Origin of the sequence: Okeanomitos corallinicola TIOX110, from assembly GCF_038050375.1 — a bacterium.
GTDB classification, from domain to species: domain Bacteria; phylum Cyanobacteriota; class Cyanobacteriia; order Cyanobacteriales; family Nostocaceae; genus Okeanomitos; species Okeanomitos corallinicola.
This window is the reverse complement of record NZ_CP150886.1, coordinates 2,901,546-2,915,408: the sequence shown is the minus strand read 5'-3', so window position 1 is coordinate 2,915,408 and position 13,863 is coordinate 2,901,546. Positions and strand designations below refer to the sequence as shown.

15 protein-coding genes and 1 tRNA gene are annotated in these 13,863 nt (G+C 39.5%); 5 read left to right on the top strand and 11 right to left on the bottom strand.

Annotation, left to right across the window (positions count from 1 at the left end):
• Positions 1-148 precede the first annotated feature (148 nt).
• Positions 149-1,657, bottom strand: coding sequence for a 4-alpha-glucanotransferase (gene malQ, locus WJM97_RS12655; protein WP_353929162.1), 1,509 nt, complete (start codon positions 1,655-1,657; stop codon positions 149-151).
• Positions 1,658-1,864: 207 nt separating this feature from the next.
• Between malQ and WJM97_RS12650 the strand changes: the two genes are divergently transcribed.
• Positions 1,865-2,296 (top strand): NUDIX hydrolase, encoded by a 432-nt coding sequence (locus WJM97_RS12650; protein WP_353933163.1) that lies wholly within the window; start codon positions 1,865-1,867, stop codon positions 2,294-2,296.
• A 41-nt stretch (positions 2,297-2,337) separates the two neighbouring features.
• Here WJM97_RS12650 and cysK read toward each other — a convergent pair whose 3' ends face one another.
• The 4 genes from cysK to psbD form a co-directional block, all read right to left on the bottom strand.
• Positions 2,338-3,273, bottom strand: coding sequence for a cysteine synthase A (gene cysK, locus WJM97_RS12645; protein WP_353929161.1), 936 nt, complete (start codon positions 3,271-3,273; stop codon positions 2,338-2,340).
• A gap of 17 nt (positions 3,274-3,290) precedes the next feature.
• Positions 3,291-3,728: an Rrf2 family transcriptional regulator gene (locus WJM97_RS12640; protein WP_353929160.1), complete on the bottom strand. Its 438-nt coding sequence runs from the start codon at positions 3,726-3,728 to the stop codon at positions 3,291-3,293.
• 317 nt (positions 3,729-4,045) lie between these two features.
• Entirely contained in the window at positions 4,046-5,725 is a 1,680-nt protein-coding gene (locus tag WJM97_RS12635; RefSeq protein WP_353929159.1) for an iron uptake porin, read from the bottom strand.
• Between the two features lie 1,189 nt (positions 5,726-6,914).
• Positions 6,915-7,970 carry a photosystem II D2 protein (photosystem q(a) protein) gene (gene psbD, locus WJM97_RS12630; RefSeq protein ID WP_353929158.1) on the bottom strand — a complete coding sequence of 352 codons (1,056 nt, stop codon included), beginning with the start codon at positions 7,968-7,970 and terminating at the stop codon, positions 6,915-6,917.
• Positions 7,971-8,305: 335 nt separating this feature from the next.
• On the opposite strand from psbD, the gene WJM97_RS12625 reads away from it, so the two are divergent.
• From WJM97_RS12625 to WJM97_RS12610, 4 genes are all read left to right on the top strand, one after another.
• Positions 8,306-8,581, top strand: a complete 276-nt coding sequence (locus WJM97_RS12625; RefSeq protein WP_353929157.1) for a hypothetical protein — start codon at positions 8,306-8,308, stop codon at positions 8,579-8,581.
• A gap of 14 nt (positions 8,582-8,595) precedes the next feature.
• Entirely contained in the window at positions 8,596-9,270 is a 675-nt protein-coding gene (locus WJM97_RS12620; RefSeq protein WP_353929156.1) for an ABC transporter ATP-binding protein, read from the top strand.
• A gap of 261 nt (positions 9,271-9,531) precedes the next feature.
• Complete coding sequence (locus WJM97_RS12615; RefSeq protein WP_353929155.1) at positions 9,532-10,080, top strand: NYN domain-containing protein; 549 nt, start codon at positions 9,532-9,534, stop codon at positions 10,078-10,080.
• A gap of 192 nt (positions 10,081-10,272) precedes the next feature.
• Positions 10,273-10,344: transfer RNA gene (locus WJM97_RS12610), tRNA-Asn, on the top strand.
• Positions 10,345-10,438: 94 nt separating this feature from the next.
• Here WJM97_RS12610 and WJM97_RS12605 read toward each other — a convergent pair.
• The 6 genes from WJM97_RS12605 to WJM97_RS12580 form a co-directional block, all read right to left on the bottom strand.
• On the bottom strand, positions 10,439-11,278 hold the full coding sequence (locus tag WJM97_RS12605; RefSeq protein WP_353929154.1) for a M56 family metallopeptidase: 840 nt from the start codon (positions 11,276-11,278) through the stop codon (positions 10,439-10,441).
• 16 nt (positions 11,279-11,294) lie between these two features.
• The gene (locus WJM97_RS12600; RefSeq protein ID WP_353929153.1) at positions 11,295-11,714 is read right to left on the bottom strand and encodes a BlaI/MecI/CopY family transcriptional regulator; all 420 of its coding nucleotides are present in this window, start codon (positions 11,712-11,714) and stop codon (positions 11,295-11,297) included.
• Between the two features lie 111 nt (positions 11,715-11,825).
• Positions 11,826-12,317: an ArsC/Spx/MgsR family protein gene (locus WJM97_RS12595; RefSeq protein ID WP_353929152.1), complete on the bottom strand. Its 492-nt coding sequence runs from the start codon at positions 12,315-12,317 to the stop codon at positions 11,826-11,828.
• Between the two features lie 165 nt (positions 12,318-12,482).
• Entirely contained in the window at positions 12,483-13,094 is a 612-nt protein-coding gene (locus WJM97_RS12590) for an AraC family ligand binding domain-containing protein (protein WP_353929151.1), read from the bottom strand.
• Positions 13,095-13,124: 30 nt separating this feature from the next.
• Positions 13,125-13,295, bottom strand: a complete 171-nt coding sequence (locus tag WJM97_RS12585; RefSeq protein ID WP_353929150.1) for a hypothetical protein — start codon at positions 13,293-13,295, stop codon at positions 13,125-13,127.
• Positions 13,296-13,337: 42 nt separating this feature from the next.
• Positions 13,338-13,829, bottom strand: coding sequence for a hypothetical protein (locus tag WJM97_RS12580; RefSeq protein ID WP_353929149.1), 492 nt, complete (start codon positions 13,827-13,829; stop codon positions 13,338-13,340).
• Between the last annotated feature and the right edge of the window lie 34 nt (positions 13,830-13,863).

The window sequence follows — 13,863 nt, the reverse complement described above, 5'->3', positions numbered from 1 at the left end:
GATAGCGAAGCGTGGTGTAAACCATTCTCCTACCCCTTCAAGAAGAGACTTTTTAGTAAACCTAGTTAAACCAGTTTTTACCTCAGCAGTAGGTTATGAGTACGGCGTAAAATCTGTTGTTTAATACTACGTACTCATCAACTATTAATCAGGAATTAATAGGAGCGCGTCCGTAAAGTTGGGTAAGATTTTTTAGGCGATCGCCCAATTCTTCACTTAAAACACCGTCCCGATAACGCCATTCCCAATTACCCTCAGCCGTACTCGGATAGTTCATTCTGGCTTCATTTCCCAATCCTAAAACATCTTGCAAAGGAATAATTGCCTGATTGGCAATGGAACTGAGAGCTAAACGAATGAGATTCCAGTTTATGCCATCAGGACTGATAGATCCCAAATATAACAACAAATTTTGCTTTTCGTAATCATTCGTAGTATTAAACCAGCCTACAGTCGTATCATTATCGTGAGTACCAGTATAAACTACTGCATTACGTGGATAATTAAAAGGTAAAAACGGATTACCAGGATCAGAACCAAAGGCAAAATGTAATACCTTCATCCCTGGAAATTCAAACTGATCTCGCAATGCTTCTACTTCGGGGGTAATAATTCCCAAATCTTCCGCTAATATTGGTAATTTCCCCAATTTTTGTTTAATAACTTCAAAAAATTCTACTCCTGGGGCTTTAATCCATTCCCCATTAATAGCAGTTTCTTCACCTTGAGGTACAGCCCAATAACCTTCAAATCCCCGGAAGTGGTCAATGCGAATTATATCTACATAATCCAGCATGGCTTCAAACCGTTGTACCCACCATTGAAAATCTTGTTTCTGCAAAGCTTCCCAGTTGTAAACCGGGTTGCCCCATAATTGACCTGTAGCGCTAAAATAATCGGGTGGTACTCCTGCCATTAAAGCCACTTCTCCTGTTTCTTCATCTAAGGCAAAAATTTCCGGATTTGCCCACACATCAGCGCTGTCATGGGAGACATAAATGGGGATATCACCAATAATATCTACACCATTTTGATTAGCGTAATTTTTTAGTTGTGACCACTGACGGAAAAATTCATATTGAATGAACTTGTAATAAAATATTTCTGGGGCTAATTCCCGTTCAACTTTAGCTAATGCTGTTGGTTCTCTTTGAGTTAATTCTTTTTCCCACTTGTACCAACTTGCTCCATTATTGGCATCTTTGAGTGCCATAAATAAAGCATAATTATTTAACCAGTAGCCTCTCGTATTACAAAAGGTGTGAAATGCTTCTCTTTGAATAGCTGTGGCATCGGTTTTAAACTTTTCGCAGGCTTGTTTGAGGAGATTAATTTTGATGGGGATAACTTGCTCAAAATCCACTTTATCAGTGGAAAATACTGGCAAGTTTGCAAAATCAGTTTCTACTAAATAACCTTCATCAACCAATTTTTCTGGACTAATTAACAGGTGATTTCCTGCCATTGCAGAGTAGCACATATAGGGAGAATTACCATAACCAGTGGGCCCAAGAGGTAAAACTTGCCAATATTGCTGGTAGCTATTTTTGAGAAAATCAATAAACTTATAGGCTTGTAAACCTAAATCCCCAATTCCGAAACGACTGGGGAAGGAACTAGGATGGAGTAAAATTCCGCTTGATCTAGGAAAAGGCATAATTAACCTAAAATATAAAAGAAAACAATTACGCGCACCGTATTACAAAAGGCGATCATTTAAAAGACAGACATCGCATTTATCATGACATACTCAGGCTTGATATTTGGTATTCATGAAGAAATAGGAAATATGGTAAAGAAATGAGAAGATTAATTACAAGAACTCAGTCATACTCAGACTTAGATCCTTACCTAATTAACAATGATGGCTTATAGAAATCCTGTACCTACTGTTGATATTATTATTGAATTAATTGATAAACCTCACCGTCCGATCATTCTAATTGAACGACACAATGAACCTTTAGGATGGGCTATTCCCGGCGGTTTTGTAGATTATGGTGAACCGCTGGAAGTAGCAGCAAGACGGGAAGCTGAGGAAGAAATCGGGCTACAAATAGAGTTAATAGAGCAGTTTCTGGTTTATTCTGATCCCAGTCGTGATCCCCGCCAGCACACGATTAGTATTGTGTTTTTGGCTACTGCAACCGGTGAACCTGTGGCGGGTGATGATGCTAAGGGTGTGGGTATTTTTGAACCTTGGTGTATTCCGATGAATTTATGCTTTGACCATGATCGGATTTTACGGGATTATTTGCGGTATAGGAATTATGGGATTCGTCCTCGTTTGGGGTAAACAAAAAATTAGCAACTGGTTAGATAGATTCCAAATGGGTTCTATAGGTCTTGAAATAATGGTGTACTTAGATATCTTTCACCAAAACTAGGTTGAATTACTACTATCAAGCGTCCTTGGTTTTCAGAACGTTGAGCAACACGAATAGCAGCGCATAAAGCCGCACCACTAGATATTCCCGATAGTAAACCTTCTTCTCTTGCTAATCTCCGACCATAGGCGATCGCCTCTTCATCAGTAACAGCAATTACTTCATCAATCAATTTTACATTCAAAACTTGGGGAATAAAACCAGCACCAATACCCTGAATTTTATGGGGACCTGGTTTACCACCAGATAAAATTGGACTGTTAGCTGGTTCAACAGCGATCGCCTGAAAACCCTGTTTTTTAGCTTTTAATACTTCCGCTACACCAGTAATAGTACCACCAGTACCCACACCCGCCACAATCATATCTACCAAGCCATCCGTATCTTCCCAGATTTCCAAAGCTGTAGTTTCTCTATGTATTTTAGCATTAGCAGGATTCCGGAACTGTTGCAACATATAAGCATGGGGTGTAGTTTCCACAATTTCCTGCGCCTTGCGAATTGCCCCACTCATCCCTTCAATACCCGGTGTCAATTCTAACTCTGCCCCATAAGCCCGCAACATCGCCCTGCGTTCCGAACTCATGGTTTCTGGCATTGTCAAAATTAACTTATACCCCTTAGCCGCCGCAGTCATAGCCAACGCAATACCCGTATTTCCTGATGTTGGTTCAACCAACACCGTCTTACTAGGAGTAATTAAACCCTCAGCTTCCGCATCATTAATCATACTTACCCCAATGCGGTCTTTTACCGATGCTGAAGGGTTCATACTTTCCAACTTCACCACAATTTGTGCAACACACCCCTCCTCTTGAGGAATACGGTTTAACTCCACCAAAGGAGTCCGGCCAATTAATTGTGTAATATTTTTAGCAATCCGCATGATAAATTATGATTCCTTTAAATGTAGTACATGATATCTAACTGTCTTCGTAAATCTCGCTGTTCAGAGAGATCCTGAAGGGAATATTTTTGTAAAACTGAATTTGCCGCCTGACCAGCTTCTTGCCAAATTTCTTCTATAATCGAACTATCTACACTTTTAGGGTTACTGTCTTCTTCACCAGCTTTAACATCTAACCCTTCTAAACATTCCAAAATATCAAAAACACTAATTTTCCAAGGTTCTCGCGCTAACAAATAGCCACCTTTTGAACCTCGTTGACTTTTCACAATACCCCCCCGTCTTAAAGTAGCCAATAACTGCTCCAAATAACGATCAGGGATATTTTGTTGAGTAGCAATTTGCCGAATTTGCATCGGTTCGCCATTTTCATAATGAGTTGCCATTTCTAACAACGCCAAAATTGCGTATTCAGATTTACAAGATAATTCCACAGGCTGCTATTTAAGAATAAAGGATCAAGAGTAAGGATGAAAGAAAAATGATAAATTATCAAAATTGTTCATATTTATAGTATACTCCGGTTCTCCAGTGGGGTTTGTACTTTTATTTAATCAGCAACAAAAAACCCGCCACAAAGCGGGTACAAATAAATGTTTAAACTCTCAAGTTTTAACTAAATTCTGACAGCAGTTTACAGATACATGAGGTACAAAAACTATCAAATTCTTGTGGGGTGGGCATCTTGCCCGCCCTTATATACCTCACCCAAATGAAATAAGCTGTAACTTTCTGACTTCAACTTTCTGACTTAGAAGCTGAAAGTAGTTCTCAGTGTACCGATAAATACATCTTCATTGTTGCTGCTTTGTCCAATATTGGGCAACCAAATTACACCAGGAGTAACAGAGATGTTTTCGGAAACTTGATACTTATAGAAACCTTCTACTTGGTAAGGAATATCATTTCCAGCAGCACCATTGTTAAAGGAATAAGGTTGAGCGCCACCAAAGACACCTAAAACGTTACCTTTCTTACCAAAGTCAGGTAATGCTACACCCATTCCATAAGACCAAGCTTCATAATCATCATTAGCTCCAAAGCCCGTAACATCATGGTAAGAAACGAAACCACTGATGGAAAGTTTATCACTGGGTCTGAAAGCTGCGGAAATACCGTAGGAGTTACTGGAAGATGCATCGGATGCACTCAGACCATTAGCCGCATTAGTACCAACCACACCAACAGGCGCTCCTCCTCTATTTGTCAGACCTAGACCTGAGTCAAACAAGGTACTACCTGAACCATGATAGCCATGTACATAAGTAGCAGCTAAAGCAATGCGATTACCAACATTGAAGTTTAACTGACCTAAAGCAGCATAGTTACCATCAAACAAACCAGCACCCGCATTAGGATCATTAGCTTCTGAAGCTAAATAACCTAAAGTCACAGAACTAGGTTTGAGAATACCGCCACCTTGACCAAAAGGTACATTCAGAGCAATACCAGAACCACCACCAACTCGATAAATGGGGTTTTCAGAACTGAAGGTACTTAAAGAACCATTACCACCATCGGTCTTATCGAAGAAGTAAGGGTTATTGGTAGCTGCATAATGACTGTGTTGACCACCAGTAGCAGCAATGTAAACCTGTGCAGGTCCAACAGGATATTCGTAGGTTAATTTGTCAATAACAACATTGTTTGTTCCAGTGCTACCAACATCAAAGGTTTGTGTTGTTTCTCCAGAGGGGCTAGTACCATCTGTACCAAAACCACCTGTGTTACCCGCAGCTAAACGGGTATTTAACATATCTCTACCAGTGAAACTGCTTTGCAAGTTCAAACGTACACGATCTTGGAAAACAGTCTTACCAGCAGGATTACCATTAAAAGAGTCACTAACAGCAAAAATTGCTTCACCTTGTAACTTGGTGGTGGTAGAGAACTGGTTAGCTTCTAACTCAGCGGTACGTGCTTCTAAAGCATCTACACGACCACGTAAGGTTGCTAATTCAGCAGAAAATTCTTCTTGTAAACGTTGCAGAGTTGCTAAATCTTGTTTCGTCACCATATCAGCGGTAGCTGTGGCGATCAATTCATTAACTCTATCTAAACAAGCATTTAAACCAGCAGCAAATTCATAACGGGTTAACGCCCGGTTGCCGCGATATGTACCATTGGGATAACCAGCAATACAACCATATCTTTCTACCAAAGACTGTAAAGCCTGGAATGCCCAGTCAGTAGGTTGAACATCAGAAAATTGAGAAACTGATGTTACCTGAGATTGTGTATTACCTTCGTTACTGTAGCGTTGAACTTGATCTAATTTCTGAGCCAGAATTACAGGTTGTTGCGCTACATCTGTTTCTGGTGCTACTTCAACACTGCCACTTGGAGATGCAATAGCAGTTCCAGATACTAATATTGTTGCCCCTAACACTGCTGGGCTAACAATTAGAGATTTCCACAAGAGATTAGACATCTTCACCTTTACTCCTCACACCATATTTTTTAGATAGCCGTTCGTGTCGTATTTATTTACCAGAAATGCGACATCTCAACTGATACCTGTGAATCGAGGCATAACTGCCCCTAATATAATCTTAGTTTTCACAAGGCTAATAATTGATTAACGAATCATTAAAATTCCATGCAATTAGCTTATGTAAAAACTTCCACACTATAGTTAGATATTATATGATATGTCAGATGAATAATCAAGACTAGTCCCTCAATATAAGTTATATTCTTGGTTTACAGAAATATAAAAAGCCTGAAACCATTATTTTCACCTGTTTATCCTTGTTGTGTTGGCTTGGAATTTCTGAATGCTGGATAATATTCAACCCTTATAAACAGAGTTATTGGTTATTACATAAATTTTGCTTAAATTATGTATTGCTAAGATTAAACCTGATTAAACAGTCAAATATATAACTCTAAAGATAAGAAGACAAAATTAAAACCTAAAATTTATGTAGAATATATAGCAGGTGACAGGGAACAGGTGCTACGCCACGGTGACAGAGCTAGAAGTCTTTCAGTGTCTAAGTTCTAGTTCTGCTTAATATCCTAACCGCCTTGTCCATTGCTATATCTCAAAGCTTAATTTCTTTATGTATTTTTAGATAAAAATTCCCTCTACATACAGCAGAGTGTAGATCAATAAGGTACAGAATCAAAATTGAAACCTAGACACCAAGCTAGTTTCACTCCTGACTCCTGAATTCTGCTGTATATATAAAAAACTATCCGCCCTAATTCAGATCGGTTGATCTAACTTAGGGCGGTCTAGCGGGTCTTCAGGTTGCAACCAGACTGCCGGAAGGAACTCCGACTTTTAGCCTAGCTACTTGAGCTAACTTAGTATCTCAGGATGACTAAGGCTAACTATTAGAGAACAGCCCCGGCGCACAGCCGGCTAACTGCAACCTGATGACCCATGCGTATACTACTTTCTATCATGGGCATCACCTCCTTATTGCCTAAACGGTCTTAGTTTCAAAAAGGCAGAGCCAAAAAACTCTGGGTTTTTAACCTAAAATCATCGTAACACATAAAATTATTTTAGCAAGATTGAAAAATAAAAAAACCCCAGACTATTTGCCTGGGGGAAGTTGATTAAATTAAAAACGATGAATTTTAAAGGATGAGATTAATCCATCATCAAATTAGAGAGCGTTACCACGTGGTAATACTTCTTCTGGGAATACGAATTGTTCGTGGGGTTGGTCTTGAGGTGCCATCCAAGCACGGATACCCTCGTTCAACAAAATATTTTTGGTATAGAAAGTTTCGAACTCTGGGTCTTCTGCTGCCCGTAATTCTTGGGACACGAAGTCATAAGCTCGCAGGTTTAATGCTAAACCGACAATGCCTACGGATGCCATCCACAGGCCTGTTACTGGTACAAACAACATAAAGAAGTGTAACCAGCGTTTGTTGGAGAATGCAATCCCGAAAATCTGTGACCAGAAACGGTTTGCTGTCACCATGGAGTAGGTTTCTTCTGCTTGGGTAGGATTGAATGCGGGGAATGTGTTTGAACCTTCACCGTCTTCAAATAGCGTGTTTTCTACGGTTGCACCGTGGATGGCACAAAGTAATGCACCTCCTAAGATCCCTGCTACTCCCATCATGTGGAAGGGGTTTAGTGTCCAGTTGTGGAAACCTTGCAGGAATAATAGGAAACGGAAGATTGCTGCTACTCCAAAGCTGGGTGCGAAGAACCAGCTAGATTGTCCCAAGGGGTACATCAAGAATACGCTGACGAATACCGCAATCGGACCTGAAAATGCTAGGGCGTTGTAAGGACGAATGCCTACGAGTCTGGCAATTTCAAATTGGCGTAACATGAAGCCTATCAATCCGAATGCACCGTGTAGTGCTACGAATGGCCATAAGCCACCCAATTGACACCAGCGGGTGAAGTCACCTTGGGCTTCTGGTCCCCACAGGAACAATAAGGAATGTCCCATGCTGTCTGCTGGTGTGGATACTGCCACTGTTAAGAAGTTTGCACCTTCTAGGTAGGATGATGCTAATCCGTGGGTGTACCAGGAGGTGACGAAGGTTGTACCAGTTAGCCAACCGCCTAGTGCTAGGAAGGCGCAGGGGAATAGTAATACTCCTGACCAACCTACGAATACGAAGCGATCGCGCTTCAACCAGTCGTCTAGTACGTCAAACCACCCTCTTGAGGGGGCGCGCCCAACTGCGATGGTCATGAGAAAAATCTCCAAATATTATAAGTACGGATATTATCTGTCTATGGGTTGATTATGACATAATTTCCATAAACAGAAAGTTAACCAGATTGTCAATCTAGTTTACAATTTTTTACTGTCTCTAATCATAATAAGTGATTTTCTCTAATTTTTCCAGCGGTATAGGAGATAAAATTTAATCTTGGTGACTGGTAATGGGTAATTGGTAATGGGTAATTGGTAAAAAAATAACTAACCAACGACTAATAACCAATGACTAATAACCAATGACTAATGACCGATGACTAATAACGCTAGAATTAGTCCTACAATCTGTGAAATGTAATTAACTCTCAATGTTTACCATAGACTTAAGCATCAAAAATACTGCTTTTCCAATTTCAGTACAACGTAAGTCTGCTGAGGATGCAGAAGCTGTCTACCAGCTAATCTTGGCGGCTATGCGTTCTGGCAATCCTGATATTGTGGAACTCAAGTGTGAAGGCAAAACTGAAAAAAAGGTGGCTGTTCGGGCTAGTGAAATTTCGGGAGTACAAGTTTCGCAGAAAGATGGTGCAGCTAGTGGCAGTGGTAAACCACCTGGCTTTGCTGCGTTCACTGCTGCTGAGTAACTCAAGGTATAAACATGACAGCAGTAGGCATTGAAGTTAATAATTTGAACTTCTTTTGGCCTAGTGGGGAGCAAGTAATTAAATCTTGCTCTCTACAAGTTCCTAGAGGCGAATTTTGGATGCTTTTGGGGACTAATGGCAGCGGGAAGTCAACTCTTTTGAGGTTAATAGCTGGTTTATTAACTCCTCAATCTGGGGAAATTGGCATCTCTCCCCCGGTTGGTTTTGTATTCCAAAATCCTGATCATCAATTGGTTATGCCTACGGTTGGCGCTGATGTGGCTTTTGGGTTAGTGGAAGAAAAATTACCTCCGACTATGGTGAGAGCTAGGGTTGAGGAGGCTTTAGGGGCTGTGAATTTGCTGTCTTTACAACGACGGCCTATTTATGCTCTTTCTGGCGGACAAAAACAACGTGTGGCAATTGCTGGGGCGATCGCTCGTCACTGTGAAGTTTTATTATTAGATGAACCGACTGCGTTATTAGATCCAGATAGTCAGCTAGATTTGGTGGCTAGTGTGCGTCGTTTGGTCAAAAGTCGCGGTATTACTGCTTTATGGGTGACTCACCGTTTAGATGAGTTGAATTATTGTGATGGTGCTTTCTTATTAGATAGGGGTTCTCTGGTGGATGCTGGGGAGGCTGAACGGCTGAAAAAACTATTAATGAAAGAAGGTGGAGAAAAGTAATATAGATATGAGCAAATATGAGCAGTTCCCCAATTACCTATCACCAATTAAATATATAAGAATTATTTATTTTTATATCGAAAATTAATATAACCCTGATGAATAGGTACTTTTATTAACTTTTTCCCTCTGTCTGAGGGTTTATTTTTGCTGTGTAAGATATTTTTTATTCTCTGTAACATAGTGTTACAAGCGATGCTTCAATTACTATAAGTCTTATGAATGATTTTTGTTAACTCTAGATATTTGTGATTAAAAACGATGCCCCGTTCTATCATTCCATCCCTTTTATTAGTGGATGGTTACAATATTATAGGCGCTTGGCCTTGCTTGCAAAAAACCCGTGATCATGCTGGACTAGAAGTTGCACGTGCTGAATTAGTCGAATCTATGACTAATTATAGTGCCTTCCAAGGATATGAAACTCAAATAGTTTTTGATGCTCAATATCAAAACACTGCTAGTAATAGAGAAATGATTACAGACTTTCTCACGGTTCATTACACAGAGTTTGGACAGACAGCAGATACTTACATAGAAAAAGCTTGTGCGGGTTTGCGTCAGCAAGTTGCACAATGTTTGATTTCTCGCGTCATTGTTGCCACATCAGACCGAGCGCAACAATTAATGGTTCAGGGGTACGGTGCGGAATGGTTGTCAGCGCAACAACTGTGCGGTGAAGTTGAATCTACGGCTTGTCGAATGCGTCATAGATATCAATCCCGCAAACAATCCAAAGGTAGATTTTTGGCTAATGCCATTGATGCTAAGGCTAGGCAGAAGTTAGCGCAATTGCGTTTAGGATTGTAGCTCACTCTATGCCCAAAGGTCTAGACTCCTGTTTGGGAGCGGCTTTAGCCTGTAAGAAATTGTATAAGTGATTATATATTTCTGCTGCCAGTTAAGGGAGTCAAAAATTAATTTAAAAAAAATCCCAAAAATTTTCCCAAAGTAGTTGACAACATCTTTTTTTAAGTCTATTATAGTAAACGTTGAGAGCGTTCCTCAGTAGCTCAGTGGTAGAGCGATCGACTGTTAATCGATTGGTCGCTGGTTCGAATCCGGCCTGGGGAGTTAATAAGTATTTTTTGAGAAGCATGGAGTTTAATACTTCATGCTTTTTGATTTTTTAATATATCCCTCTATCATCTGGTGGAGGGAACATCTGCTAGGTGTGAAAAACTACTGTCACCAAAGGTAGAAAGGCTAAGAAAAAGATATGAAAAGATTGCATTTGTATTTCTGAAGTTGGTTCTGGAGTTGTTAATAAAGCGTCTATTCTTTTTTCCAAACGGTCTACTCCCGAAGAACCTAAAGCTGCACAGCATACATCTGAGGTTAGGAGTTGATTATTGACAACTAACAATAATGATTCTGCTAATGTGAGGGGATCTACTTGGGATGCTGCATAGCTATCAGCCCTTAATTCCCTTAACATTAACAGTTCTTGCCATAGAGGTTCTGTATTTGGCAACCATGCTGTACAGGAACGCATCCAACCAAGCCAAAAAAACCAAAATGTATCCCTATACTGATAATGCCCTTGTTCATGGGCTAAAACGCTTTCTAGGTGGGAAGGTGAGAGGGTTTCTAGTAGTCCTTGACTAACGACTAATTCTGGTTGCCAAAAACCCATTTGACCGGCAAATAAGGCTTTTGTTTGTAGGAGTCTGACTGGTTTACCTGCAAGATTTATCTGTGGACATTCACGGGCAGATTTTACGGATTTCCAGCCTTGAAAGGCTTGTTTTAATGCCAGGATGTTAAAAAAACTGAGGAAAATTAAGGCGATGATGTAACTGGAGGAACCTGTGTACATTCCTCCCATTTTTCCTTGTGTACCCATGCAAACCACAGCGGTGACTGTCATAAAGATGAGTAGGGGAGGGAAGAGAAATAAAAATAAGGTTTTACGCCATCGTAAATACCAGTTACCATCGGGGATGCTGGCTGAATGTCTTAACCAGTAAGCGATGGTAATGGCGGTGAAAATCATGAGTAGGTGCATAATTATTATTTTTCTCCTATTTTTCTCCCTTGGCTTGACGTGCAGCTTGAATACGTTTAGCGATCGCTTCTATCTGTTCACTAGCTGCTTCATCTAAACTATCAGCAAAGGCGGCTACAACATCGGGGTTTCCTACTGCTAAAAACCGCTGTAGTTGATCATGGGCTTTGATCATGTCTGCCTGTTTTTTGGTGAGTAATGGCCGCCAATAAAAGGCTTTTCCCTGTTTATCGCAAGTTAACCAACCTTTTTCAGTAAGTCGGCGTAAAACTGTGGTGACAGAGGTGTAAGCTAGTTCACGGTTAGGATCGGCAAGGATGCGATCATGTACGTCTTTGACTGTGACTGAACCTAGTTCCCAAACGATGCTGAGTATTTCTGCTTCTAGGGGACCGACGGATAATTGTTTGGGTTGGTAGTCTGGTAATGGACTCATGTTGATAATTTTTTGGGTTAGTTAACAGTTTACATACATCTTGTCATGGAAAATGTTGGGTTTCCTTGCGTCAACCCAACCTACTGTTGTGGAAAATATTAGCTGAGTTTTTTAGTGCTGGTGTTGTTGTTGAGAGTTGTTTTTACAACTACCTTCTGGGTGATCATGGTGGTGGTTTTTACCGTGACTACAACCTTGTAAGTCTTGCTGCATGAGACTTTCACTCATTTGTTGGAATGATTCATCTACGGGTTTTAAACCGATCCATGCGTCTATTTTTTCAACATCAAAACCTATTTCTCTTTGATCTCCTACTTCTAATAATGGACGACGGATCAAGAGGGGATCTCTCAGCATCATGATCAAGGCAGTTTCTGCATTGATATTTTCAGGGTTGACTTGTCCTGATTTAATGCTGGGTGCGGCTTTATTGAACCATTCTATGACGGGGCGATCGCCAAAAAATGATTTTAATCTTTCTACTGTCCAAGGTTCTGTTAATAGGCTATATGCTATGACTTGATGACCTGCGGCTGTGAGTAATACTTTCTGTCTAGTATTGTTTTTACAGCCTGGTTTTTCATAGAAAATTACTCTGGCCATTGGTGTTTCTCCTGTGGGTTTTTTGTTGAATTTTTCGATGTTTAGTAATTAAACGCAGATGTAGCTTGCTTCCCGAAGGGTACGCAGATGAACACAGATAAATAATGAGTTTATGGTTCTATGTTTTTTACGTTAGTCTGTTATTTATATTTTTGGCTGCTAAATTCAAAATTTTTTAGCAATATGATTAATGATGTCGAATTCAAATCTCTTTTGAGAATCTGTTTCTCCGTAAATGTTAAATGTAACTGTGGGTTCTTCTCCTATTGATTGAACTTGATGTATAGTATCTGGGGTAAAACTAATTAAGTCTCCAGGGTGTAAATTTAGTTCTCCAACTTGTTCTATTTGATCAGTCAATTCTGGATTAGATTTTCTACGCCAAAATGTGTTTTTTTCTTGACCTTTTAATATTAAAACTATTCCCCATGTTCCATGATTATGAATGTTAGATTTTGTTCCTGGTGCAAAGGTAACTGTCTGTACAGTTAGGGGAAATCCTAATTCATCATACAATAATAAAACAGATACACCGGTTTTTGGATCTGGTTCTAAGTTTTGGGTTTGTACCCAGTAAGAATTAGTTATTAATCTTCTAACTAATATTCTTAATTCTGGTAAACAATTTGATTCATCTTCAACATTAATCAGTACATCTTCTACTTCTGTTAAAAACCGATATAGCCGATAATTTTCACGTAATAAATCCCATTCTCTGGCTGATTTACAAAGTTGATACTGTCCATCTCCAGGAATAAACCAATCCTTACATTCCATAATTTTAAATTTAATTAGTAATACCTATAATTACAAATTTAGCTGTGAACTTTGCGGTAAAAAAAGTATCGGCGGATTTGCCTTTGGTAATTGGACTAATGGTTGTGTAGGAGTTTCAGGAAGTTCTGGAAAGATGATTTTATTACTACTGGATAATGAGAATGCGGAACTAGGAATTTGTGTGGAGAACCAGTTATTCATACTTTAGTGATTTGTGATTGATTAGTAATTACGAATTATGAATTATTCGTCTTCTTCTTCGGGGGGACGGGTTAAAATCTCAAAGAGGATACCTGCACCAAAGTTATTTTTATTGTCAATACTTTTAATTTTGGTACTGATTTCTTTGGCTTTTTCTATGTTTCCTAATTTAGCTAATACTAAACCAGAAGCAGCATAAGCATTTAGGAATAATCTGATGTTGGTTTCTTCTTGACGTTGAATGAGGATCGGTTGCAGTTCTTCCCAGTTATCAGGTAATTTTTCCATTTCTTTGATTTTAGCAGTTATTTTTTCTGCTGTTGTCAGTGCTAAAACATAATTATTTTTGTAATAAAAAAATCTATAAGCTGCCACTAAAACATCTGTATTTTCTCCTGTTTTAGCTATTGCTTGCTGCATATATTTTTCGGATTCTTCTGTATTTTCCCAGGTTTGGGATGCTAATATTAGTAGTTTTTTAACATCATCAGATACATCCAACCAGGAAATTTTGTTTTCTGTGGGTTCTATCATGGTAGTTAGAGATGGCAATTTGTTTAAGTGAATA